A 24,511-nucleotide genomic window follows, 5' to 3' on the forward strand; every position below is an offset into this window, starting at 1 on the left:
GCGGGGAGGGGCGGACCCGGGCCGGGGTCAGGAGTACTGGGCGACGAGCTCGCGCTTGAGGATCTTGCCGCTGGGGCCCAGGGGGAGAGCGTCGACGAGCTCGATGCGGCGGGGGAACTTGAAGGCGGCGAGGTGCTCGTTGGCGTAGGCGATCAGCTCCTCCGCGGTCGCCGTCGCCGAGGGCAGCAGCACGACGGCGGCCATGATCTCCTGGCCGTGCTTCTCGTCGGGGACGCCGAAGACGGCGGCATTGGCCACGGCGGAGTGCCCGATCAGGACCTCCTCGACCTCGCGCGGGTACACGTTGTAGCCGTTGCGGATGATCATGTCCTTGGTCCGGTCGAGGATGCGGATGTAGTCCTCGTCGTCCTTGGTGCCGAGGTCGCCGGTGCGGAACCAGCCGTCGACGACCGCGGCGGCCGACGCCTCCGGGTTGCCGAGATAGCCCTTCATCAGGTTGTGGCCGCGGACCACGATCTCGCCCAGCTCGCCGCGGGGGAGCAGCTCGATCCGGTCGACGACCTCGGCGCGGGCGACCTCGACGTCCACGCCCCAGATCGGCGTGCCGACGGTGCCGGCCCGCGGCGGGACGCCGACGTGGTTGAAGGTGGCGACAGGGGAGGTCTCGGTCAGGCCGTAGCCCTCGTAGATCTCGACGCCGAACACCTCGCGGAAGCGCTCGATCACGGCGACGGGCAGGGCCGCGCCGCCGGAGACCGCGTAGCGCAGCGGCGGACGGTCCTCGCGCCGGCTCGCGGCGTCGAGCAGTGCGACGTACATCGTCGGCACGCCCTCGAACACGGTGCAGCCGTGCGCGATCATCGCCTCGAGCGCGGCGTCGCCGTCGAACTTGGGCACGAGCACCACGGTCGCGGCTGTGCGGAACGCGGTGTTCATCGCGCAGACCTGGCCGAAGGTGTGGAAGAGCGGCAGCGCGCCGAGCACCACGTCGCCCTGGTGCAGATCGAAGGTGTTCATCAGCAGCACGTCGGACTGCGAGACGATCGCGAAGTGCGTGCCCTCGGCGCCCTTGGGCCGGCCGGTGGTGCCGCTGGTGTAGAGGATCGTCGCGGTGTCGAACGGCGAGCGCGGCACGTAGGTGTCGATCGGCGTCGCGTCGGCGGCGAGGTCCTCGAGGCGGGGGAAGGGGCTCTCGGTGCCGTCGGGCACCAGCACGCTCAGCACGGGGACGTCGGCCAGGGCCGCTCCGGCGGCGCCCTCGGCCAGCAGCGGCGCGGCGCAGATCAGCGCGGTCGCTCCGGAGTCGCGCAGCACGTAGGCGATCTCGTCGTGCTTGAGCAGCGCGTGCACCGGCACCACGACGGCGCCCAGGGCGAGGACGGCGAAGTAGCCGCGCGGGAAGTCGGGGACGTTGGGGATCAGCAGGGCGACCCGGTCGCCGGGGCCGATGCCCTGAGCGCGGAGAGCTCCGGCGTAGGCGCGGGTCTGCTCCCAGAGGGTGCCGTAGTCGATCGCCTGCGGGCCGACCCGGACCGCGATCGTTGTCGGCGTGCGGCGGGCCGCCTCCGCCAGGATCGCCGCGACCGAGACGCTGCCGAAGCCGGCCGTCGGCGGGGGTGCGGCGGGTGCCTCGGTGGTGCGCGGTTCGGTGATGCTCATCGGGGCTCCAGTCGTCGTTGACCGCCACGGCGCGTTCGCCGGGTGCTTCACGGTAGATCCGCCGGGGGCGCCGTTCAAGCGCTGCGCATCGGATGCTCAGCGTGCCCTCCCTCTGCGGCAGCGCGGCGGCAGGCGGATGGTGGTCGTCGGCGAGGGAGCGGATCCCGCCGGAGACAAGGGCCTGCACCCGAGCACGGCCGCCCGTACAGTCGAGGCGACGACGGAGGAGGCGCTCATGCGCGGCGAGGCGACGCTCTACACCGAGACGATCGCGACGGCGCCGTTCGCGCTGGCCGTCATCGCGGAGGCGACCGGCTCGCGGGTGGTCGGCGCGCGCACCGCGGATGCGCACGTCCCGCTCTACAGCGGACCGACCAGCGCGCGGGTGTCGGTCGCGGGCTTCGGCGACAGCGTGCCGATCAGCGTCGACGTCCGGGACGAGCGCGGGCAGGACGAGGCGCGCGCCGCCGCGCAGGCGCTCGGGCTGGAGCTCGCCGCCTACGCGGGCTGGACGATCACGCCCGGCTTCTGACGCGAGCGGCATCGCGGCCGGCCTCGGCGCGCACCCGGGCCAGGAAGAACCGGCTCGGTGCCGTGCGGACCACCGAGGGCAGAGCGCGATAGACGGCGAAGGTGCGGGCGAGCGCCCGGTCGAACCGCCTCTGCTGCCGTGCGCTCCAGCGGAAGCCGAACGGCGCGCGGAGCTCCGGTGGCAGGAGGCCCGCCGTCATCAGCCGCAGGTAGGGGCCGACCGGGCGCAGCCACCAGGCGGCGATCCCGCCGTCGAGCAGGTCGTGGGCGACCCGTCGCGCGGCGGGCGTGACCTCGAGCCGGGCGAGCTCCCGCTCCCAGTAGGCGTCGAACGACGCGCGGGAGTCGGGCCACAGCTCCTCGGGCATCTGCAGCGCGGTGCCGACGACGCGGGAGCGGTGCACGATCTCGTCCGCCTCCTCGCGGCGGAGCGGGCCGAAGGCGCCCTCGTGGAGCTGGAGCATCGACTGCGTGATGGTGGCGGCGACCCAGCGCTGCAGCTCCGGATCGAACGCGGTGTAGCCCGGGCCGCGGACCGGTGCGTGCGCGCGGTTCACCCGGCGCTGGACCGAGCGGACGTCCTCCTCGCTGCCGAACTGGAGCGCGTAGAGGTACGAGAGGGTGCCGAACAGCCGGCCGAGCGCGCGGTGGACGAAGTCGGAGTGCTCGGCGACGCCGGCGCCGACCGCGGGGTGCGCGATCTGCAGGAGGATGGCGCGCGCGCCCGCGACGAGGAAGACGCCCTCGCGGAAGACGTCGCGGTGGACGGGTGCGCGCAGGGGCATTCCTCCACGGTACGCGGGGCAGGTCCCTCCACACGCGGAACTCCGCTGGTCTCTCCACAGTCCGCGGCTGCGCGCCCCTCGGCGCAGGAAGCGCCCGCGGGGTCCGGAGTAGAGTTGGCGCGGCCCAGGAAGAGTGCCGACACAGAACCGTGCCGAGACTCCGGACAGCGCAGCGGACCACCAGCGCGGATCCGGACAGCACGGACCGCCGGCGCCGTGGGCCGACCTCGGACTCGGAACGCAAGCGCGCTCGGCGCGGAATGGGAATGCAGCGTGGATCTCTTCGAATACCAGGCCCGTGATCTGTTCGAGAAGTACGGCGTGCCCGTGCTCCCCGGCATCATCGCCGACACGCCGGAGGAGGTGCGCGCCGCAGCGGAGAAGCTGGGCGGCGTCACCGTCGTCAAGGCGCAGGTGAAGATCGGCGGCCGCGGCAAGGCGGGCGGCGTGAAGGTCGCGAAGACCGCGGACGACGCGTTCGAGGCGGCGAAGTCGATCCTCGGCCTGGACATCAAGGGCCACGTCGTCAAGCGCGTCATGGTCGCCGGTGGCGCCCGCATCGACCGCGAGTTCTACTTCTCGGTCCTGCTCGACCGGGCGAACCGCTCCTACCTCTCGCTCACCTCCTACGAGGGCGGCATGGAGATCGAGCAGCTCGCCGTCGAGCGCCCCGAGGCGCTCGCGCGCGTCGAGGTCGTCCCCGGCCAGGGCATCGACCAGGCCAAGGCCGAGGAGATCGCCCGCGCGGCGAAGTTCCCGGAGGAGCTGATCGCCAAGGTCGCCCCCGTGCTCGTCAAGCTCTACGACGTCTACACCGGCGAGGACGCGACGCTCGTCGAGGTCAACCCGCTCGTGCTCACCGAGGAGGGCGACATCGTCGCGCTCGACGGCAAGGTCTCGATCGACGAGAACGCCGGCTTCCGCCACCCCGAGCACGCCGCGCTCGAGGACAAGGACGCGGCCGACCCGCTCGAGGCCAAGGCGAAGGAGAACGACCTCAACTACGTGAAGCTCGACGGCGAGGTCGGCATCATCGGCAACGGCGCGGGCCTGGTCATGTCCACGCTCGACGTCGTCGCGTACGCCGGCGAGAAGCACAAGGGCGTGAAGCCCGCCAACTTCCTCGACATCGGCGGCGGAGCCTCCGCCCAGGTGATGGCGAACGGCCTCGACGTGATCCTCGGCGACGAGCAGGTCAAGAGCGTCTTCGTCAACGTCTTCGGCGGCATCACCGCCTGCGACGCGGTCGCCAACGGCATCCTGCAGGCCCTCGAGATCCTCGGCGACTCGGCGACCAAGCCGCTCGTCGTGCGCCTCGACGGCAACAAGGTGGAGGAGGGCCGCGCGATCCTCGAGGCCGCCGCCAACCCGCTCATCACCCTGGCCGCGACGATGGACGAGGGCGCCGACAAGGCCGCCGCACTCGCCGCCGCGTAACGACCCCCTCGACTCAAGGAATCAGAGAACAAGCATGTCGATCTTCCTCAACAAGGACTCCAAGGTCATCGTCCAGGGCATCACCGGCGGCGAGGGCACCAAGCACACCGCGCTGATGCTCAAGGCCGGCACGAACGTCGTCGGCGGCGTCAACGCCCGCAAGGCCGGCACGACCGTCACCCACGGCGACGTCGAGCTGCCCGTCTTCGGCACCGTCAAGGAGGCCATCGAGGCCACCGGCGCCGACGTGTCGATCGCGTTCGTCCCGCCCGCCTTCTCGAAGGACGCCGTCATCGAGGCGATCGACGCCGAGATCGGCCTCCTCGTCGTCATCACCGAGGGCATCCCGGTGCAGGACTCGGCCGAGTTCTGGGCCTACGCGCAGGAGAAGGGCAACAAGACCCGGATCATCGGCCCGAACTGCCCCGGCATCATCACGCCGGGCGAGTCGCTCGTGGGCATCACCCCCGCGACGATCACCGGCAAGGGCCCGATCGGCCTCGTCTCGAAGTCGGGCACGCTGACCTACCAGATGATGTACGAGCTGCGCGATCTGGGCTTCTCGACCGCCATCGGCATCGGCGGCGACCCGATCATCGGCACCACGCACATCGACGCCCTCGCGGCGTTCGAGGCGGACCCCGAGACCAAGGCGATCGTCATGATCGGCGAGATCGGCGGCGACGCCGAGGAGCGTGCGGCCGACTTCATCAAGGCGAACGTCACCAAGCCGGTCGTCGGCTACGTCGCGGGCTTCACCGCTCCCGAGGGCAAGACCATGGGCCACGCCGGCGCCATCGTCTCCGGCTCCGCGGGCACCGCGCAGGCGAAGAAGGAGGCCCTCGAGGCCGCCGGCGTCCGCGTGGGCAAGACGCCCTCCGAGACGGCCGACCTGCTCCGCGAGGTGTACGCGGCGCTGTAGCGCCCCCACGTCCCGCGCGCGCCGCGGGACACGATCGGACGGGATCCTCTGCCTCGGCAGGGGGTCCCGTCGGTCGTCGCGGGCCCCGGCGGCGGTAGCGTGCAGGGGTGACCCGCCGCCTCGGACTCGACTTCCTGACCTTCGTGCCCTACCCGGAGGGCCCCGAGCAGCCGGGTGACGCGGCGCGCAGCCTCGAGGACGGCCTCGCGCTCTTCGAGCTCGCGGAGGAGCTCGGCTACGACACCGGCTGGGTGCGGGTGCGGCACTTCGAGCGCTTCCTCGCCTCGCCGATGACCTTCTTCGCCGCCGCCTCGCAGCGGACCCGACAGCTGCGCCTGGGCACCGCGGTGATCGGCGCGCGCTACGAGTCGCCCGTCCGCCTCGCCGAGGACGCGGCCACTGTGGACCTGCTCTCCGGTGGCCGGCTCGACCTCGGCGTGAGCAGCGGCTTCGCGCACCTCGCCTCGGTCTTCGACGGCGTCTTCGGGCAGGCCGAGCGGGAGTTCCGCGCCGAGGCGCAGGAGCGGATCGAGCGCCTGCGCGACGCGCTCTCGGGCTCGGTGCTCGGCATCGCGGAGTCCGCGCTGATGTCGGTGCCGGTCGGCGATCCGCTCGTGCAGCAGCCGCACGCGCCCGGTCTGGCCGACCGGCTCTGGTACGGCGCCGGCACCACCGCCTCCGCGGTCCGCGCCGGCGAGCAGGGCATGCACCTCCAGGTCTCCACGCTGAACACGGAGGAGACCGGGCTGTCGTTCGCGGAGCAGCAGGCCGCGCAGATCCGCGCCTACCGCGAGGCCTTCGCCGCCGCGCACCCCGGGCGCACCTCGCGGGTCACGGCGGGGCGCATCGTGCTGCCGCTGACCGGCCCCGCCGACGAGGAGGCGCACCGCCCCTTCATCGAGGGCTACCTCGCGCGGATGGACGACGACGGCCGGCCGCGCACCGCCGACCGCTCGATCATCGCGGCGCCGATGCGCTTCAGCCCGCTGCACCTCGGCACGGCCGACGAGATCGTCGCCTCGCTCGCGGCCGACCCCGCGCTGGCGGAGGCGGACTCGCTCACGATCACGCTGCCCGCGGTCGGCGGGGTCGAGTCGCACCGGCGGATCCTGCGGACGATCGCCGCGGAGATCGCGCCGCGGCTGGGCTGGACGCCGGCCGCCTAGACGCGGCGCAGCAGGAGCAGCGAGAGCGGGCGCTGGGCGATCAGCAGCAGCAGCCACCAGAGCCCGACGGAGGGCACGAGCATCGCGAGCGCGAGGGCGAGCACGAGGAGCGCGAACGGGACGACGGCGGGAGCGAGCCGGACCGGCCCGGCGCCCTCCCGCAGCAGGTGCGGCCGGCGCCGCAGCCGCAGCTCGATCAGCAGCAGTGCGCCGCTCACCACGACCATCGTGCCGATGTAGAGGCCGATCGTCGCGCGCGAGTCGGGCAGCAGGGCGATGGCGCTGGTCGAGAACGGGAAGAACGCGATCGCGACCAGCCAGAGCAGATCGAGCCAGACCAGCCCCGCGTCGTAGTCGCCGGCCAGCTCGAAGACCCGGTGGTGCGGCATCCAGAACACCGCGATCAGCGTGAAGGAGAGCGCGAAGGCGAGCACCGAGTCGAGGTGCTGGCCGAGGACCTCGCCCACGCCGCCGCCGTCGCTGCCGATCTCGGGGGCGAGCTCGACCAGCGGGAGCACCAGGATCGTGATCGCGATGGCCACGGTCGCGTCGGAGAAGTTGACCAGGCGATCCAGGCCCCGCTCGGTGCGTGCCGGGCGGTGCCGCTCGGGCGCGTGCCCGCGGTGCACCAGGCGCTCGATCGGGCCGGAGAGCAGCAGGAGCAGGAGCGCGAACATGTTGACGCTCGGGAGGGTGACGGCGAGCACGAGTGCGACGGCCAGCAGCGCGATCACGATCAGCGAGCGCGAGAGCGAGCGGAGCGGGTCCGTGCCGGGCACGAGGAGGGCGGGGTCCCGGCGCAGGATCAGCTGCATCGCCAGGGTCGCGGTGCTCGCGACGATCATGGTGCCGATGTAGAGCGCGAACACGCTCGGGTCGGTGGCGAAGACGTTCGACAGCAGATTCGCCGCGAAGGGCAGCAGCACGATCGCCGCGAGCCAGACGAAGTTCACCGCGACCAGAGCGGGGGAGTAGCGGGCCACGCCCTCGAAGACCGCGTGGTGCACCAGCCACAGCCGCCCGATCACGGCGAAGGTGATGAAGAACGCCGAGAGGGTGCCGTAGTGGCCGGCCAGCAGCGCGCCGAGGTCGGTCGCACTGCCCTCCTCGACGACGTCGACGAGGGGGAGCACGAGGAACGTGATCGCGATGGCGACCGTCGCGTCGGTGAAGTTCACCAGGCGGTCGAGTCCGCGCTCGCTGCGGGAGGCGCTGGTCGTCACGGCTCGACCCTAGGGGACGGCTGCTCTGGTGACGCAGGTGGATCTCGATGCACCCGCTCCGCGGGCTACTCGATCAGCATGGCGCGGCGGTGCATGCTGGTCGAGGTGCCTCCGACGCTGGTCGGTCGCCGCTCGTCCGGGGCGTCGCTGAGCGGTAGCGGGCGGGGCCGCCGATAGGCTCGACAGGCTCATGAACCGGATCACCGTCGCACTCCTCGCCGCCTTCGACGCCGCGCTCTCGGCGCTGATCGGGCTCGCGATCCCGCTCGTGCCGCTGACGATCCTCTGGGCCGTCCAGTACGACACGGCGGTCGACTGGAGCGTCTTCTGGCGCGTCGCCGCGGACGCCTGGCTGCTCGGCCACGGCGCGGATCTGCAGGCCGCCTTCGCCCCCGACTCCCCGCTGGCGCTCGGACTCCCGGACGGCGGGCAGCCCTTCGCGATCACGATCGCGCCGCTCGCCTTCGCGCTCCTCGCGATCCTGCTCGGCGCCCGCACGGGCCGTCGCGCGCAGGAGTCGCCCTACCGCCTGCTCGGCATCGGCTCCGCGATCGCCACCTACCTCCTCGTCGCGCTGCTGGTGACCCTCGGCGCGACCACCGACGTCGCCCGGGTCGACGTCCTGCAGGGCACGCTGCTCCCGCCGCTCGTCTTCGGCCTCGGCGTGGTGATCGGAGCCGCGACCCACTCGGCCAGGAGCGGCGAGCGCGACCCGATCGGCGACTTCGCCGACCGGACGCTGCACCGCCTCCCCGAGCCGGCCGCGCCGCTCGTCCTCGCCTCACTGCGGGGCGGGACGCTCGCGGCGGCCGGCGTGATCGGGGTCGCCGGCGTGCTCGTCGCGGTGCTGCTGGTCGCCGACTACGCCGCCGTCGTCGCGCTCTACGAGGGTCTCGGCGGTGAGGCCCTCGGCGGCCTGGCGCTGACGCTCGGGCAGCTGGCGATCCTCCCGAACCTGGTGATCTGGGCGGCGAGCTGGCTGATCGGACCGGGCTTCGCCCTCGGCGCCGGCTCGTCGGTCGCTCCGGCCGGGACGCTGCTCGGCCCGATCCCCTCGATCCCCGTGCTCGCGGCGCTGCCGCAGGGCGAGCTCGCCTTCGCCTTCCTCGGTCTGCTGGTGCCGCTCCTGGCGGGCTTCCTCGCCGGCTGGCGGATGCGCGCGGAGGTCGTCGAGGGGCTCGACGGCCGGTCGCTGCTGCGCTGGGGTGCGGCCGCGGCGGGCGGCATCGGCGTGATCGGCGGGGTGCTGCTCGGCCTGCTCGCCTGGTTCTCGGCCGGAGCCGCCGGGCCGGGACGCCTCGTGCAGGTCGGTCCGGACCCGCTGCTCGTCGGCGCGTTCGCGGCGCTCGAGCTGGCGCTCGCCGCGGGTCTCGGACTGGCCGCCGGCCGCATCCGCCGCGGCTGAGCGCCGGGCCTGACCGCCGGGCCCGACCGCCGGTGGTCGCCGCGGAGGCGTCCCCCCTAGACTTGCGCAGTGCTGAAGTTGGTCGTCCTCATCTCCGGCGGTGGCTCCAATCTCCGCGCGCTGCTCGAGGCGACGCGCGACGACCGCTTCCCCGCCCGCGTCGTGGCGGTCGGCAGCGACACCGACGCCGACGGCCTGCGCCACGCCGAGGCGCACGACGTCCCCTCCTTCACCGTGACGCCCGGCGCCTTCGCCTCCCGCAACGCCTGGGGCGCGGAGCTGCTCGAGCAGATCCAGGGCTGGCAGCCCGACCTCGTCGTCTGCGCCGGCTTCATGCGGATCCTCCCGCCCGTCGTCGTCGACGCCCTCAGCCCGCGGATGATCAACACGCACCCCGCCCTGCTGCCGCTCTTCCCCGGTGCGCACGCCGTGCGCGACGCCCTGGCCGCCGGCGCCACCGAGACCGGAGTGACGGTGCACGTCATCGACACCGGCGTCGACACCGGCCCGGTCATCGCCCAGGAGAGCCTCGCCGTGCTCCCCGGCGAGAGCGAGCACGCGCTGCACGAGCGCATCAAGACCATCGAGCGTCGCCTGCTGGTGCAGACGGTGCTCGACATCGCCCACGGAACCGTCGACCTCGAGGAGCTCGCCCGCGCATGAGCATCACCGCACACGACCCCAGCAGCTACGACGACCGCGACGTCGTCCCCGTCCGCCGGGCGCTGATCTCGGTCAGCGACAAGACCGGACTGCTCGAGCTCGCCTCGGCTCTGGCCGGCGCCGGTGTCGAGCTGGTCTCCACCGGCTCGACCGCCGCGACCATCCGCGACGCGGGCCACTCGGTCACCGACGTCTCCGCCGTGACCGGCTTCCCGGAGTCGCTCGACGGCCGGGTGAAGACCCTGCACCCCGGCGTGCACGCGGGCATCCTCGCCGACGTCCGCCTCGCCTCGCACCGGGAGCAGCTCGAGCAGCTCGAGATCGCGCCGTTCGAGCTCGTCGTGGTGAACCTGTACCCGTTCCGCGAGACCGTCGCCGGCGGCGCCGACGCGCCGACCGTGGTCGAGAACATCGACATCGGCGGCCCTGCGCTCGTCCGCGCCTCGGCGAAGAACCACGCGAACGTGGCGATCGTCGTCGATCCGGCCGACTACGCCGGCGTCGTCGCCGCGCTCGGCAGCGGCGGCACGACCCTCGCCGCCCGGCGCACGCTCGCCGCGCGCGCCTTCGCACACACCGCCTCCTACGACTCCGCCGTCGCCGCCTGGTTCGCCGGGCAGGAGGCGGGCGGCGAGTCGGAGTTCCCCGGCTCGGTCGAGATCCGCGGCACTCGGCAGCAGGTGCTCCGCTACGGCGAGAACTCCCACCAGAAGGCGGCGCTCTACGTCTCGCCCGACGGCACCGGCATCGCCCAGGCGCGCCAGCTGCACGGCAAGGAGATGTCGTACAACAACTTCGTCGACGCCGACGCGGCCGTCCGCGCGGCCTACGACTTCGTCCTCCCCGCCGTCGCGATCATCAAGCACGCCAACCCGTGCGGCATCGCGATCGCCGGCGCGAAGGCCATCGACCCCATCGCGTCCGCGCACCGCCGCGCCCACGAGTGCGACCCCGTGTCGGCCTTCGGCGGCGTCATCGCGGCGAACCGGACCGTCACCCTCGCCATGGCCGAGACGGTGAAGGAGATCTTCACCGAGGTCCTCGTCGCCCCCGGCTTCGAGCCCGAGGCCCTCGAGGTGCTGAAGACCAAGAAGAACCTGCGCCTGCTGCAGCTCCCCGACTTCTACGCCCCCGTCGAGACCGAGTTCAAGCAGATCTCCGGCGGCATCCTGCTGCAGGAGCCCGACCGCTTCGTCGGCGGCCCCGGCGAGGTCAGCTCCGGCTGGGAGCTCGTCGCCGGCGAGCCCGCCGACGCGGACACGATGCTCGACCTCGAGTTCGCCTGGAAGGCTTGCCGCGCCGTCAAGTCCAACGCGATCCTGCTCGCCAAGGGCGGCGCCTCCGTCGGCGTCGGCATGGGCCAGGTCAACCGCGTCGACTCCTGCCACCTCGCCGTCTCCCGCGCCGGCGACCGCGCCCCCGGCTCCGTCGCCGCCTCCGACGCGTTCTTCCCCTTCGCCGACGGCCTCGAGGTCCTCCTCGCCGCCGGCGTGAAGGCCGTCGTCCAGCCCGGCGGCTCCGTCCGCGACCCCGAGGTCATCGAGGCCGCGAAGCGCGCCGGCGTCACCATGTACACGACGGGGGAGCGGCACTTCTTCCACTGAGCGCCGCAGGCGCTCAGTGGGCGCTGTCTTCCACGCCGCTCCTCGCGCGGCGTGGCGCGGTCGGCCTCCTGGGGTGGTGCGTTCCGCAGAGCGGGTCGCGTCGGCCGCCGCGGGAATCGCTTGGCACGCGATCCCCGCACGCGGCCTCTCCCTTCGGGACTCGGGGTCTGCCCGCTCCACTCTTCAGCAGTTGCGGTAGCGGGGCGCGACTACCGCGACTTCTGCGGAGTCGGCGGCTTCCGAGCGTGGAGCAGCCGCTCCGCTCTCCAGGAGTTGTCGTAGTCGGGCGTCGAGTGCGACAACTTCTGCGTCTTCGGGGGAGCGGACCCGGTGCGTGCCGCCACTCTCCGAAAGTTGCGGTAGCGGCGCCCGACTACCGCAACTTCTGCGGAGTCGGCGGCTCCTGGGTGCGGAGTCGGCCGCTCCGGTCTTCAGGAGTTGTCGTAGTGGGGCGTCGGGTACGACGACTTCTGCGTACTGGCGGCGCGAGGCGGGCGGGCGGCTTCACTCCGCGGACGTTGCGGTAGTGGGGCGCGAGTACCGCACCTTTCGCGGAGTCGGTGTCCGGCGAGTGCGGGCCGGGTGCTCCACTCGCGAGAAGTTGCGGTAGCGGGATGCGACTACCGCAACTTGTGCTGAGTGGGTGGGCTCCGGGCGCGGGCCGGCGTCTCCGCTCGCCAGGAGTTGTCGTAGTGGGCGGGCGAGTACGACAACTTCTGCGCATTCGGGGGAGGGGGCGCGGCGCGGCGCGGCGCCCGGCTCTCAGACGGCTGAGAGGGTCCGGCCAGGAGCGGCAGGGGTGCGGGCGCGTAGGGTCTCCGGGTGCCCTCCGACTCGACGCTGAACGCGCCCACCGCCCCGACCGCCACCACCGCCCCGACCGTGGGGCGGCGCCTGCTGACGGCGCTCGCCGCCGCGGCGGCCACGGCGGTCGCGGCCCACCTCGCCAACCTGCTCGCCTTCTTCATCGGCAACCAGCTGGCGCCGACCTCGATCCCGCAGGTCAACGCCTACTTCCTGCTCTCGAGCGTGCTCGCCTTCGTGGTGGTGCTCGTGCTCGCGGCGGCCGGGCTGCTCGCCCGCGCCTGGACGGCGGCGATCGCCGGACTCGTCGCGGGGCTCGTCGGCGCCGTCTTCGGCACGCTCGTGCAGGCGAGCGCGAGCGGTACCCCGATCACCGGGGAGGTCTGGGGATCGATCGTCGCGACCTTCGGCGGGCTCAACCTCGTCTTCCTGCTCGCCTTCGTGATCGCCGCCGCGACCCTCGGCCACCGCATCGCCGTCGCATCGACACCTGCCCGCGCCGGGAAGTCCTCGGCCGCCACCGCTCGTCCGGAGCGCCGCATCGCCCTCATCCGCCAGCCCGCGGACGACCTCGACGCCGGTGAGCTCACCCACCTCGAGCGCGTCCCCGTCGACCGGGTGAAGGCCCTGCAGCAGTGGGAGGAGTACGTCGACGCGCTCGAGGAGGCCGGCTGGGAGACCGTCCAGGTCGCCACGGCGCCCGAGCTGCCCGACTCCGTCTTCGTCGAGGACGCGCTGCTCGTCGTCGACGGGCATGCGGTCCTCACCCGCCCGGGCGCCGAGTCGCGCCGCGGCGAGGTCGACGGTGCGGAGGAGGCGGCCCGCGCCCTCGACCTGATCGTGCACCGGATCGAGGCGCCCGGCACCCTGGAGGGCGGCGACGTCCTCCGCGTCGGCTCGACCGTCTACGTCGGCCGCGGCGGCCGCACCAACGCCGAGGGCGTCGCGCAGCTGCGCGCGCTGCTCCGTCCGCTCGGCCTGAGCGTCGTCGCGGTCCCGCTCACCCGCGCCCTGCACCTCAAGAGCGCCGTCACCGCGCTGCCGGACGGCACGGTGATCGGCTGGGAGTCCGTCGTCGACGAGCCGCGGCTCTTCCCCTCCTTCCTGCCGATGCCGGAGGAGGGCGGCGCGCACGTGGTCGTGCTCGGCCCGGACACGCTGCTGATGGCGGCGTCCGCGCCGCGGAGCGCGGAGCTGCTCCGCGAGCTCGGCTACCGCGTCGTGACGGTCGACATCTCGGAGTTCGAGAAGCTCGAGGGCTGCGTCACCTGCCTGTCGGTGCGGGTGCGCTGAGCCGCGCCGGGGCCGCTCGCCCGCGGTCCTGCACACAGGTCCCCGCGGAGAACGGGCCGATCCCGACGATCCGCGACCGCGGGCTCCGAGCGGTGGACGGCGTCGCCTGACCGGGTATAGCCTTCAAGGCTGCCCAGAAGCCCGCAACGGGCCGGCGGCATCCCCGCCCTCGCGACGCCACGGTGCCGCAGGGCTCCGTCCTCCGTCGCGAAAGCCCAGCACCGTGCTCGCACAGTCCTCACCGCCCGCCGCTCCGAAGCGCCCGAACACCCTCCGCACTCTGCTGCGCCTGGTCCCGTTCGTCGGCGACGCGCTGCCCCGCCTGGTCGGCGGCATCGCGATCGCCCTCGTGGCCAGCCTCGTCTCGCTCGCGATCCCGATCGTCCTCCAGCAGCTGGTCGACGGACCGCTCGGCGACGGCGCGACCGCCGCCGGCTCCGGCGACCTCGGCCCGCTGATCGGCCCGGTCGTCGTCGTGCTCCTGCTCGGCGTGCTCGAGGCCGCCGCCATCGCGCTGCGCCGCCGGATGGTGCTCACCCCGAGCACGCGGGTCGAGGCGCGGATGCGCATCGCGCTCTACCGCCAGCTCCAGGACCTGCCCGTCTCGTTCCACGACCGCTGGCAGAGCGGGCAGCTGCTCTCTCGCGCGATGAGCGACCTCAGCCTCATCCGGCGCTGGATCGCCTTCGGCTTCGTGCTGCTGGTGGTCAACGCGCTGACGATCGTCGTCGGCTTCGGCGTGCTCGTCTACTGGAACCCGATCCTCGGCGCGCTGTTCGTGGCCTGCTCGATCCCGGTCTGGATCTACGGCTTCGCCTTCGAGAAGCGCTACTCGAGCATCGCGCGCCGCAGCCAGGACCAGGCGGGCGACCTCGCCACGACGGTCGAGCAGTCGGTGCACGGCATCCGCGTGATCAAGGCGTTCGGCCGCCACCAGCACGCGCTCGCCGGCTTCGCCGACCAGGCGGAGAAGCTGCGCGGCACCGAGGTGGAGAAGGCGAAGGCCATCGCGGGCATCTGGGTGGTCCTGCTGCTCATCCCCGACATCGCCTTCGCGCTCTGCCTCCTCGCCGGAGTCTGGCTGGCCGCCGACGGACAGCTCAGCGTCGGCGAGCTCTTCGCCTTCTTCGCCACCGCGACCGTGCTGCGCTGGCCGGTGGAGTCGATCGGCTTCCTGCTCTCGATGACGTTCGACGCGCGCACCGCCGTCGACCGCTACTTCGAGGTGATGGACAGCCGGAACACGATCACCGATCCGGAGGCGCCCGCCACGATCGCCCGGCCGCTCGGCCGGGTGCGCTTCCGCGACGTGCACTTCCGCTACCAGGACGCGCCGGAGCGCTTCGCCGACCTGCTGGACGGCGTCGACCTCGAGGTCGAGCCCGGCGAGACGATGGCGCTCGTCGGCCTCACCGGCTCGGGCAAGACGACGCTCACCGCGCTGCTGCCGCGCCTCTACGACGTGACCGGCGGAGCGATCGAGATCGACGGCGTCGACGTGCGGCACCTCCGGCGCGACGAGCTGCGCTCCCACGTCGGCATGGCCTTCGAGGACGCGACACTCTTCTCCACCTCGGTGCGCGAGAACGTGCTTCTCGGCCGCCCGGACGCCTCGGAGGCGGAGCTGCTCGAGGCGCTCGAGATCGCCCAGGCGGACTTCGTGCACTCCCTGCCGAACGGGCTGGACACCACCGTGGGCGAGGAGGGGATGAGCCTCTCCGGCGGCCAGCGCCAGCGGCTCGCCCTCGCGCGCGCCATCGCCGCGCGGCCGGCCGTCCTCGTCCTGGACGATCCGCTGTCGGCCCTCGACGTCGACACCGAGGCGCGGGTGGAGAAGGGCCTGCGCCGCGTGCTCGGCGACACCACCGCGCTGATCGTCGCGCACCGCCCGTCGACGGTCGCCCTCGCCGACCGCGTCGCCCTCCTCGAGGAGGGCCGCGTCACGGCGGTCGGCACCCACACCGAGCTGCTCGCGAGCAGCCCGCACTACCGCTTCGTCATCTCGAGCCTCGAGGAGGACGAGCTCGCCCGTCCCCGAGGCACCGAGCGCGTCGGCTCGCGCCCGCGCGCCGAGGCCGAGCTGACGGACCTGACCGACCTCACGGAGCTGGAGACCCGATCATGAGCACTCTCGGATCCACCGAGGAGCGCGACGACCTCACCCGCGCGGAGTCCGCGGCCCTGCGCCGGCGCTCGCTCGCGCTGCTCGGATCGCTGCTCCGCCCGCTGCGGATGCGGCTGGTGCTGACGGCCGTCGTCGTGGTGATCTCGACCGCCGCGCAGGTCGCCGGACCGGCGCTGATCGCACTGGGCATCGACAACGGGCTGCCGGCGATCCTCGACGGTGACGCGACCCCGCTGGTCCTCACCGTGATCGCCTACGTCCTGACCGGCGTCATCGGCGCCGTCCTCGTCGCCTGGTACACCGTGCTGTCGGCCCGGGTGAGCCAGGCGATCCTGATCGACCTGCGCAAGCGCGTCTTCCTGCACACCCAGAAGCTGAGCCTGGAGTTCCACGAGAACTACACCTCCGGCCGGATCATCTCCCGGCAGACCAGCGACCTGGACTCCATCCGCGAGCTGCTCGACTCCGGCATCAACCAGCTGGTGCAGGGCGCCCTCTACATGGGCTTCGTCGCGATCGCACTCGTCTCGCTCGACGGCGTGAGCGGTCTCGTGCTCGCCTGCGCGCTGGTGCCGCTCGCGATCCTGACCCGCTGGTTCCAGAAGCGCTCGCAGTCGCTCTTCCGCGGCACCCGCGTCGCGTCGTCCCGCCTGATCGTGCAGTTCGTCGAGACGATGACGGGCATCCGCGCCGTGCAGACCTTCCGCACCCAGGAGCGCAACGAGTCGGCCTTCGGCGTCGTCGTCGAGCGCTACCGGGTCGCCTACAAGAAGGTCTTCGGCGTCTTCGGCACCTTCGACCCCGGTCTCGTGCTGATCGGCAACGTCACCATGGCGGCCGTGCTGTTCTTCGGCGGGATGCGCGTGCTCGACGGCGGTCTCGAGATCGGCGCCCTGCTCGGCGTCCTGCTCTACACGCGGCGGTTCTTCGCGCCGGTGCAGGAGATGGCGATGTTCTACAACTCCTACCAGTCCGCGGCGGCCGCGCTCGAGAAGATCTCGGGCGTCCTCGCGGAGGAGCAGAGCGTGCCCGACCCGGCGCACCCCGTCGACCTGCGCGAGGCGCGCGGCGCCCTCGGCTTCGAGGGCGTCCGATTCGCCTACACGACCGACCGCGAGGTCCTGCCACGCTTCGATCTGCGGATCCCCGCGGGTCAGACGATCGCGCTGGTCGGCTCGACCGGTGCCGGCAAGTCGACCCTCGCGAAGCTCGTTTCGCGCTTCTACGACCCGACCGACGGAGTGGTGACCCTCGACGGCGTCGACCTCCGGCAGCTGCATCCGAAGGACCTGCGCCGCGCGATCGTGATGGTGACCCAGGAGGCCTACCTCTTCTCCGGCTCCGTCGCGGACAACATCGCGATCGGCCGGCCCTCGGCCTCCTACGACGAGATCGTCGACGCGGCGAAGGCGGTCGGCGCGCACGCGTTCATCCAGGCGCTGCCGGACGGCTACGACACCGACGTGAACAAGCGCGGCGGGCGGGTCTCGGCCGGTCAGCGCCAGCTGATCTCGTTCGCGCGGGCGTTCCTGGCGGACCCGGCGGTGCTGATCCTGGACGAGGCGACCTCCTCGCTCGACATCCCGAGCGAGCGGCTGGTGCAGCTCGGCCTGCAGACGCTGCTCGCGGACCGGACCGCGGTGATCATCGCGCACCGGCTGTCGACGGTCGCGATCGCCGACCGGGTGCTGGTGATGGAGCACGGCCGCATCGTCGAGGACGGGACGCCGGAGGCGCTGATCGCGGGCGACGGCCGCTTCGCCACCCTGCACGCGGCCTGGCGGGACTCCCTGGTCTGACCCGGAGGGCCCGCCGCCGCGTCAGGGCGTCCAGCGCGCGGCGCGGACGTCCACCCGGTAGCCGCTCGGGGTCGTGACGAGCGGCGTGCCCTCGCGCTCGTAGTGCTCGCGGGCTCGCTCCTCGTGCCCGATCGCGGGGGCGCCGCCGGAGCGGACCACCCGCCACCAGGCGACGTCGGAGCCGTAGCGGGCGAGCACCGTGCCGACGGCGCGGGCGGCGCGGGTGCCGAGCACCGCGGCGATCTCTCCGTAGGCCATCACACGGCCGGGCGGGATCGCGTCGACGACGGCGAGGACCGCCGAGACGAAGTCGGCGGGTTCCGGGTCGGCGGGGGTGGACGCCGGAGTGCCGGTCAGAGCTTCAGCGCTCCGATGTTCTCGCCGTACGGGGTCTCGCCGATGACCTCGAAGCCGATCCAGCGGAAGAACTGCTCGGGGCCGTCCGCGCCGGACTCCCAGATCACGGTGAGGGTGTCGAAGCCGCGGGCGCGCGCCTCGTCGGCGGCGGCGCGGACGGCGAAGGTCCCGACACCGCGGCCCTGCTTGGCCGCGTCGATGTTGATCCGCCAGATGCAGCTGCGGAACTCCTCCGGCGCCTGCGGGTCGAAGTGCGCGTGGATGAAGCCGACGAGCTCGTCGCCGTCGAGGATCGCCCGCTGCCAGGCGGCGCCCGGGTCGATCACGGCGGCGGCCGCGGAGTACGACTCCGGTGCGACGAACTGCTCCTGACCCGGTTTGAGGCTCAGTCCGTTCACGGCGGAGATGTTCGCGGCCGACAGCTCTTCCAGGCGGAGGTCACTCATGCCGCCCAATCTAGCGGCCCGGCTCGGCGGCGGTCATCCTCCTCGCGGACGAGCGTCGCGGCGCGCACGGTCCGGGACCGGGCCACCTTCAGAACTGTCTCGACGTCGAGACAGTTCCGGCCTCGGGTAGGCTGGTCGAGGCCGTCTGGAGCGGCCGCGGAGCCACCCGTCCCTCGCAGCAGCGGGGCGGTGCAACGAGACCCTGGGAGTGCAATGTCGAAGATCAAGGTTGAAGGAACCGTCGTCGAGCTCGACGGCGACGAGATGACGCGGATCATCTGGCAGAAGATCAAGGACACCCTGATCCACCCGTACCTCGACGTGAACCTCGAGTACTACGACCTCGGCATGGAGTACCGCGACCAGACCGACGACCAGGTCACGATCGACGCCGCCCACGCCATCCAGAAGCACGGTGTCGGCGTCAAGTGCGCGACCATCACGCCCGACGAGGCGCGCGTCGAGGAGTTCGGCCTGAAGAAGATGTGGAAGTCGCCCAACGGCACGATCCGCAACATCCTCGGCGGCGTCATCTTCCGCGAGCCGATCATCATCTCGAACATCCCGCGCCTGGTGCCCGGCTGGAACAAGCCGATCATCATCGGCCGCCACGCCTTCGGCGACCAGTACCGCGCCACCGACTTCGTCTTCAAGGGCAAGGGCACGCTCACCGTCGAGTTCACCCCCGAGGACGGCTCCGAGCCGATGAAGTTCGAGGTCTACAAGGCCCCCGACGACGGCATCGCGCAGGTCCAGTACAACCAGGACTCGTCGATCCGCGACTTCGCCCGCTCCTCGCTCAACTACGGCCTGACCCGCAACTACCCGGTCTACCTCTCCACGAAGAACACGATCCTCAAGGCCTACGACGGCCGGTTCAAGGACATCTTCGAGGAGATCTTCGAGACCGAGTTCAAGGAGCGCTTCGAGGCCGCCGGTCTCACCTACGAGCACCGCCTCATCGACGACATGGTCGCCTCGGCCATGAAGTGGGAGGGCGGCTACGTCTGGGCCTGCAAGAACTACGACGGCGACGTCCAGTCCGACACCGTCGCGCAGGGCTTCGGCTCGCTCGGCCTGATGACCTCGGTCCTCTCCACCCCCGACGGCAGCGTCGTCGAGGCGGAGGCGGCGCACGGCACCGTCACGCGCCACTACCGCCAGCACCAGGCCGGCAAGCCCACCTCGACGAACCCGATCGCCTCGATCTACGCCTGGACGCGCGGCCTCGCGCACCGCGGCAAGCTCGACGGCAACCAGGAGCTCATCGACTTCTCGCTGACCCTCGAGGACGTCGTCATCAAGACGGTCGAGTCCGGCAGCATGACGAAGGACCTCGCGCTCCTCGTCGGCCCGGACCAGGCCTGGCAGACGACCGAGGAGTTCCTCGCCACGCTCGACGAGAACCTCAAGGCGCGCATGGCGAGCTGATCTCCGGCTCGCACGAACGGCTCCGGCCCGCGGGAATCCTCGGATTCCCCGGGCCGGAGCCGTTTCCGCGTGCCGGGCGCTGGAGGGGAGGTGGCCGCCGTCAGAGCACGCGCGCCAGCTGCTCCATCGCCGCGCGCGGGTCGTCGCCGACCGGCATGAGCACCGTGCTGGCCGCTCCGGCCGCGTGCAGCTCGTCGATCCGCGCGCGGGCCGTCTCCGGAGTCCCGACGACGGCGAGCCGGTCGACCCACTCGTCCGGCAGATCGCGGACGAAGGCGGCGCGGTCGGCGCTCCGGGCGCGCAGCTGCGCGAACTCCTCGGCGAAGGGCAGCGGCTCGATGTGCGGTGCCCAGTCCGGCTCGCCGACCCACTCCAGTCCCGGGCGCACGGCGGCGCGGGCCTCTCCGGCGTCGTCCGAGACGGCGGCCACGTTGTAGGCGACGACGCGGCCCGGCGTGCCCATCTGCTCCCGGGCCCGGGCGAGGTACTCCGGAGCGACCGGCTCGGCGAGGATCGCCCCGTCGGCGATGCGCCCGGCCAGCTCGAGCGAGCGCGGACCGCGGACCCCGGCCAGCAGCGGTGGCACGACCTGCGGCGGCGACTCGAGCCGCAGCCCGTCGACGTGGACGTAGCGACCGTCGCGGGTCACCTCCTCGCCGGCGAGCAGCGCGCGGATCGCGTCGAACTGCTCCGCGAGCAGGGTCAGCGGGCTCTTCGGCCAGACGCCGAGTCCGCGCATCCAGCCCGGCATGCCGTGGCCGATGCCCGCGTGGACGCGGCCGGGGAAGAGCTCGGCGAGGGTGCCGAGCTCCATCGCGGTGAAGGCGGCGGTGCGCACCGCGGCGGGCAGGATGCCGATGCCGACGACGATCCGCTCGGTCACGGCGAGGACGGCCGCGGCCTGGGCGATGCCGCCGCGGAAGGCGAGGTCCTCGACGACCCAGAGCTCGTCGAAGCCGAGCTCCTCGGCCCGGCGGGCGTAGGGCAGGACCTCGGCGGCGGGGAGATCGCGGGGGAGCAGGACGCCGACGGCGGCGTCGGGATTCGGGGTGCGCATCCCGCCAGCGTAGGACCGGCGGGGTGGAGTCCCCGAAATGGGGGCACCGGGATCCCCGGAGATCGGACGCCGTTGTCCCCCGAACAAGGACTTCGTTACCTGTTCGTAACAGAGCCGGGCGATCCAGTTCGTAGGGTCGACTCTGTGCGAGAACCGATCCGGTTCTCAGCAACTGTGAGTAAAGGACATCGATTGCCGCTTCACTTGTCCCACCGTCCACCCGTTCGCCGCGCTGAGAAGCGCATCCTCGCCGGCCTCGCCGCCCTCGGCATCGCCGCCTCCGGCGCCTTCGCCGTCTCGGCCGCCTCGGCCGCCCCGCTCGTCGGCGGGGCCGCTCTCGTCGGCGGACTCTCCACCCTCCAGACCTTCGACGACGGCGACTACGTCGTCACGCTCGTCGAGCCGTCCGCGGCGACCTACGAGGGCACCGACGCCCGCTTCGCCCGCACTGCTCCGGATGCCGGCGCGCAGCTGCAGGCCCGCTCGGCTCCGGTCGAGGACTACTCCGCTCACCTCGAGCAGCGGCAGGACGACGTCGCCGCCGCCGTCGACGCCGCGATCGGCTACCACTACACGGTCGCCCTCAACGGCTTCTCCGCCTCGCTCACCGCCGAGCAGGCGAGCGAGCTCGCCGGCCGCAAGGACGTCGCGCAGGTGCGGGAGCTCGAGGACCTGAAGCTCGACCGTGCCGCGGCCTCGACCGCGTCGGCTCCGACCGCCGCCGCCGACGCAGGCATCCCCGTCCCCGACACCGGTCAGGAGTCCTCCACGAGCTTCCTCGGCCTCGAGGGCGACGGCGGAGTCTGGGACACCGTCGGCGGTGTCGAGAAGGCCGGCGAGGGCATCGTCGTCGGTGTCATCGACTCCGGCATCGCACCCGAGAACCCGTCCTTCGCGGGCGCTCCGCTCGCGACGTCGCCGGGCGCCGCTCCGTACACGGACGGCACGACCGTCCGCTACGCCAAGTCGGACGGCACCACCTTCGCCGGCTCCTGCTCGCCCGGCCTCGCCGGATCCGAGCAGTGGGACGGCGGCGAGTGCAACCAGAAGCTGATCGGCGCCCGCTGGTTCCTCGGCCAGAACGAGAAGGCCGGCTCGACCGACAACCCGGAGTACCGCTCGCCGCGCGACGCGGACGGCCACGGCTCGCACACCGCGAGCACGGCGGCCGGCAACGCCGACGTCGAGGCCTCGGTCGACGGCTACGACTACGGCACCATCTCCGGTGTCGCACCCGCCGCGAAGGTCGCCGCCTACAAGGTCTGCTGGAACGGCGCCGTGAACGGCACCGACGACGACGACTACTGCTCCGGCGAGGGCATCCTGGCCGCGATCAACGCGGCCGTCGCGGACGGCGTCGACGTCATCAACTTCTCGATCGGCGGCGGTTCCGCCGTCTCGACGCTGACCCCCTACGACGAGGCGTTCCTGAACGCCGCGGCCGCGGGTGTCTTCGTGGCCGCCTCGGCCGGCAACTCCGGCCCGGGCGTCTCGACCCTCGACCACGCCTCGCCCTGGTACACCACGGTCGCCGCGTCCTCGATCCCGACCTACACGGCCACCGCCACCCTCGGTGACGGCCAGGCCTTCGTCGGCGGATCGATCAGCGTGCACGACGACGTCACCGGCCCCCTCGTGAACAGCGCCGACGTCGTCGTCGCCGGGACCGAGAACGCCGACATCTGCGCGCCGGGCTCGCTCGACGCCGCGAAGGTCGCCGGGAAGATCGTCGCCTGCACCGCCGGCGTCACCGCGCGCGTCTCCAAGTCGGCCGAGGTCGACCGGGCCGGGGGCATCGGCATGCTGCTGCTGAACCCGTTCCCGAACGCCCTGCACGTCGACGACCACTCGGTCCCGAGCATCCAGATCGACTCGCAGGCCTACGACGCGATCACCGCGTACGCCGGCACCGCGGGCGCGACGGCGACGCTGACCGAGGGCAACGCGACCGGCACCGAGATCCCGGTGCCGCAGGTCGCGGGCTTCTCCTCGCGCGGACCGGCCGAGGCGGACGGCACGGACGTGCTCAAGCCCGACCTCACGGCGCCCGGCGTCGCGATCCTCGCCGACAGCTTCAACGCCGAGGGCGACGACCCCGCCTTCGCGTTCGAGTCCGGCACCTCGATGTCCTCCCCGCACATCGCGGGCCTCGCCGCCCTCATCCTGGGCGTGAGCCCGAACGCGTCGCCGTCGGCGGTCAAGTCGGCCATGATGACGACCTCGTACGACAGCGTCGACCAGTCGGGCGCCGCGTCCGACGACGTCTTCGCGCAGGGCGCCGGACACGTCGACCCGACCGCGTTCCTCGACCCCGGACTGCTCTACGAGAGCGGTACGAGCGACTGGATCGCGTTCCTCAAGGGAGCCGGCTACGTCTTCGCCGACCCCGAACTCGACGCGGTCGAGGCGATCGACCCGTCCGACCTGAACCAGGCCTCGATCGCGATCGGCGCCCTGGCCGGGACCCAGACGGTCACCCGCACGGTCACCTCGACCGAGGCCGGCAGCTACACCGCCAGCCTCGACATCCCCGGCATCGACGCCGTCGTCTCGCCGTCCACCCTCTCCTTCACCGGAGCGGGCCAGACCGCCGAGTACACGGTGACCTTCACGAGGACCGACGCCGAGCTCACCGAGTTCGCGAGCGGCTACCTCACCTGGTCGAGCGCCGAGCACGAGGTGCGCAGCCCCGTGGCCGTGCGTCCCGTGCTGCTCGACGCGCCGTACGAGGTGTCGGGCTCCGGCTCGACCGGCTCGACGAGCGTCGAGATCATCCCCGGCATCGACGGCCCCCTGCCGTTGGTCCCGAGCGGCCTCGCGGTGGGAGTCCTCGCCGAGGACGCGACCGCGGCGGACGGCCACACCGGCACGCTGCCGCAGGGCGAGACCTTCGAGACGACCGTCGAGGTGCCCGAGGGCACCGAGTTCGCCCGGTTCGACCTCGACTCGCTCGACGACACCGCCGACCTCGACCTGACGGTCGCGCAGATCGTCGACGGCGAGCCGGTGCCCACGGCGACCAGCGCGACCGGCTCGGCCGACGAGCGGGTGGACCTCTACGCCCCCGAGGCCGGCAGCTACCTGGTCTCCGCGGACATCTACGCGGTGGGCGCGGAGCCGGAGGCGACCTTCGACCTCCGGAGCTTCCTCATCGCGGCGGACGGCGGCGAGGGCTCGCTGAGCACCGCGCCCGAGACCGTCGACGCGGTCCTGGGGGAGCCGACGAACTACTCCGTGTCCTGGACCGGTCTCGCCGGCCCGGCTCAGTACCTCGGCAGCGTCGACTACGCGGACTCGGGTCTCCGGACCCTCGTCAGCGTCGACGTGACGGAGGCGGCGACGCCGGCTCCGACCGGGACGCCGACGGCCGGACCCACGGCCGAGCCGACCGCGACGCCGACCGCCGGACCGACGGCGACGCCGGCTCCGACCGGGACGCCGACCGCCGGACCGACCGCGCCTCCCGCGCCGACCTCCACGCCCACCGCTGGACCGGGCGCGCCCGGCCACGGCGCGGGTGGGCTGCCCTCCACCGGCTTCGGCGGCGGACTGCTCGGAGCGGGCGCCCTGGCGCTGATCGGCGCCGGAGCGGTGCTGACGGGACTGCGTCGCCGCGCACTCGCGCAGCGTGAGGCGGGCGCCGCGGAGTAGCCTCCGCAGCCCGTCGCGACGGCCGCCCCGCACGCCCCTCCGGGGGCGGCGGGGCGGCCGTCGCTCGTTGCGCGCGGGATCTCGATACGCCCGCTGCGCGGGCTACTCGATCAGCATGGTGCGCCCGCTCTGCGGGCTGCTCGATCAGCATGGGTCGGAAGCCCTGGAGCTACTCATGCTGGTCGAGTAGCC

General features: G+C 72.7%; 18 protein-coding genes. 12 read left to right on the forward strand and 6 right to left on the reverse strand.

Annotated elements, in window-relative coordinates; translation table 11 throughout:
* Positions 1 to 27: 27 nt before the first annotated feature.
* Positions 28 to 1,620, reverse strand: coding sequence for a long-chain fatty acid--CoA ligase (locus EDF36_RS15945; protein WP_123702174.1), 1,593 nt, complete (start codon positions 1,618 to 1,620; stop codon positions 28 to 30).
* A gap of 136 nt (positions 1,621 to 1,756) precedes the next feature.
* On the opposite strand from EDF36_RS15945, the gene EDF36_RS15950 reads away from it, so the two are divergent.
* Entirely contained in the window at positions 1,757 to 2,152 is a 396-nt protein-coding gene (locus EDF36_RS15950) for a hypothetical protein (protein ID WP_148060067.1), read from the forward strand.
* Here the strand turns inward: EDF36_RS15950 and EDF36_RS15955 are convergent.
* A complete protein-coding gene (locus EDF36_RS15955) occupies positions 2,136 to 2,936 on the reverse strand; it encodes an oxygenase MpaB family protein (protein WP_123733757.1) in 801 nt (266 codons plus the stop codon). The genes EDF36_RS15950 and EDF36_RS15955 overlap by 17 nt on opposite strands.
* A gap of 273 nt (positions 2,937 to 3,209) precedes the next feature.
* Between EDF36_RS15955 and sucC the strand changes: the two genes are divergently transcribed.
* The 3 genes from sucC to EDF36_RS15970 all read left to right on the forward strand — a co-directional run bounded on the left by sucC (position 3,210) and on the right by EDF36_RS15970 (position 6,461).
* Positions 3,210 to 4,373, forward strand: coding sequence for an ADP-forming succinate--CoA ligase subunit beta (sucC, locus tag EDF36_RS15960; protein WP_123702180.1), 1,164 nt, complete (start codon positions 3,210 to 3,212; stop codon positions 4,371 to 4,373).
* Between the two features lie 34 nt (positions 4,374 to 4,407).
* On the forward strand, positions 4,408 to 5,295 hold the full coding sequence (sucD, locus tag EDF36_RS15965; RefSeq protein WP_123445113.1) for a succinate--CoA ligase subunit alpha: 888 nt from the start codon (positions 4,408 to 4,410) through the stop codon (positions 5,293 to 5,295).
* Between the two features lie 107 nt (positions 5,296 to 5,402).
* Positions 5,403 to 6,461 (forward strand): LLM class flavin-dependent oxidoreductase, encoded by a 1,059-nt coding sequence (locus EDF36_RS15970; RefSeq protein ID WP_123733758.1) that lies wholly within the window; start codon positions 5,403 to 5,405, stop codon positions 6,459 to 6,461.
* Here the strand turns inward: EDF36_RS15970 and EDF36_RS15975 are convergent.
* The gene (locus EDF36_RS15975; protein ID WP_123733759.1) at positions 6,458 to 7,684 is read right to left on the reverse strand and encodes a TMEM175 family protein; all 1,227 of its coding nucleotides are present in this window, start codon (positions 7,682 to 7,684) and stop codon (positions 6,458 to 6,460) included. The two genes, EDF36_RS15970 and EDF36_RS15975, sit on opposite strands and share 4 nt — an antisense overlap.
* 190 nt (positions 7,685 to 7,874) lie before the next feature.
* Between EDF36_RS15975 and EDF36_RS15980 the strand changes: the two genes are divergently transcribed.
* The 6 genes from EDF36_RS15980 to EDF36_RS16005 all read left to right on the forward strand — a co-directional run bounded on the left by EDF36_RS15980 (position 7,875) and on the right by EDF36_RS16005 (position 17,377).
* Complete coding sequence (locus tag EDF36_RS15980) at positions 7,875 to 9,089, forward strand: DUF6350 family protein (RefSeq protein ID WP_123733760.1); 1,215 nt, start codon at positions 7,875 to 7,877, stop codon at positions 9,087 to 9,089.
* 69 nt (positions 9,090 to 9,158) lie between these two features.
* Positions 9,159 to 9,752, forward strand: coding sequence for a phosphoribosylglycinamide formyltransferase (purN, locus tag EDF36_RS15985; RefSeq protein WP_123733761.1), 594 nt, complete (start codon positions 9,159 to 9,161; stop codon positions 9,750 to 9,752).
* Positions 9,749 to 11,356, forward strand: a complete 1,608-nt coding sequence (gene purH / locus EDF36_RS15990) for a bifunctional phosphoribosylaminoimidazolecarboxamide formyltransferase/IMP cyclohydrolase (RefSeq protein WP_123733762.1) — start codon at positions 9,749 to 9,751, stop codon at positions 11,354 to 11,356. The genes purN and purH overlap by 4 nt, the downstream gene beginning before the upstream one ends.
* A gap of 822 nt (positions 11,357 to 12,178) precedes the next feature.
* On the forward strand, positions 12,179 to 13,453 hold the full coding sequence (ddaH, locus tag EDF36_RS21975) for a dimethylargininase (RefSeq protein ID WP_311316381.1): 1,275 nt from the start codon (positions 12,179 to 12,181) through the stop codon (positions 13,451 to 13,453).
* 223 nt (positions 13,454 to 13,676) lie between these two features.
* Positions 13,677 to 15,578, forward strand: a complete 1,902-nt coding sequence (locus tag EDF36_RS16000; RefSeq protein ID WP_123733763.1) for an ABC transporter ATP-binding protein — start codon at positions 13,677 to 13,679, stop codon at positions 15,576 to 15,578.
* Complete coding sequence (locus tag EDF36_RS16005; protein ID WP_123733764.1) at positions 15,575 to 17,377, forward strand: ABC transporter ATP-binding protein; 1,803 nt, start codon at positions 15,575 to 15,577, stop codon at positions 17,375 to 17,377. Before EDF36_RS16000 ends, EDF36_RS16005 begins: the two co-directional genes overlap by 4 nt.
* Before the next feature lie 21 nt (positions 17,378 to 17,398).
* Here EDF36_RS16005 and EDF36_RS16010 read toward each other — a convergent pair whose 3' ends face one another.
* Positions 17,399 to 17,836, reverse strand: coding sequence for an MGMT family protein (locus tag EDF36_RS16010; RefSeq protein ID WP_311316382.1), 438 nt, complete (start codon positions 17,834 to 17,836; stop codon positions 17,399 to 17,401).
* The gene (locus EDF36_RS16015; RefSeq protein ID WP_123445122.1) at positions 17,731 to 18,180 is read right to left on the reverse strand and encodes a GNAT family N-acetyltransferase; all 450 of its coding nucleotides are present in this window, start codon (positions 18,178 to 18,180) and stop codon (positions 17,731 to 17,733) included. Before EDF36_RS16015 ends, EDF36_RS16010 begins: the two co-directional genes overlap by 106 nt.
* Before the next feature lie 213 nt (positions 18,181 to 18,393).
* Here EDF36_RS16015 and EDF36_RS16020 point away from each other — a divergent pair, with 213 nt between their 5' ends.
* Positions 18,394 to 19,611, forward strand: coding sequence for an NADP-dependent isocitrate dehydrogenase (locus EDF36_RS16020; protein WP_123445123.1), 1,218 nt, complete (start codon positions 18,394 to 18,396; stop codon positions 19,609 to 19,611).
* Positions 19,612 to 19,711: 100 nt separating this feature from the next.
* Here the strand turns inward: EDF36_RS16020 and EDF36_RS16025 are convergent, their stop codons facing one another.
* Positions 19,712 to 20,668, reverse strand: coding sequence for an LLM class flavin-dependent oxidoreductase (locus tag EDF36_RS16025; RefSeq protein WP_123733766.1), 957 nt, complete (start codon positions 20,666 to 20,668; stop codon positions 19,712 to 19,714).
* Between the two features lie 204 nt (positions 20,669 to 20,872).
* Between EDF36_RS16025 and EDF36_RS16030 the strand changes: the two genes are divergently transcribed.
* The gene (locus tag EDF36_RS16030; RefSeq protein WP_123733767.1) at positions 20,873 to 24,319 is read left to right on the forward strand and encodes a S8 family serine peptidase; all 3,447 of its coding nucleotides are present in this window, start codon (positions 20,873 to 20,875) and stop codon (positions 24,317 to 24,319) included.
* Positions 24,320 to 24,511: the final 192 nt, after the last annotated feature.

The organism is Rathayibacter sp. PhB152 (assembly GCF_003751395.1).
In the GTDB taxonomy this organism is placed as follows: Bacteria; Actinomycetota; Actinomycetes; order Actinomycetales; family Microbacteriaceae; genus Rathayibacter; species Rathayibacter festucae.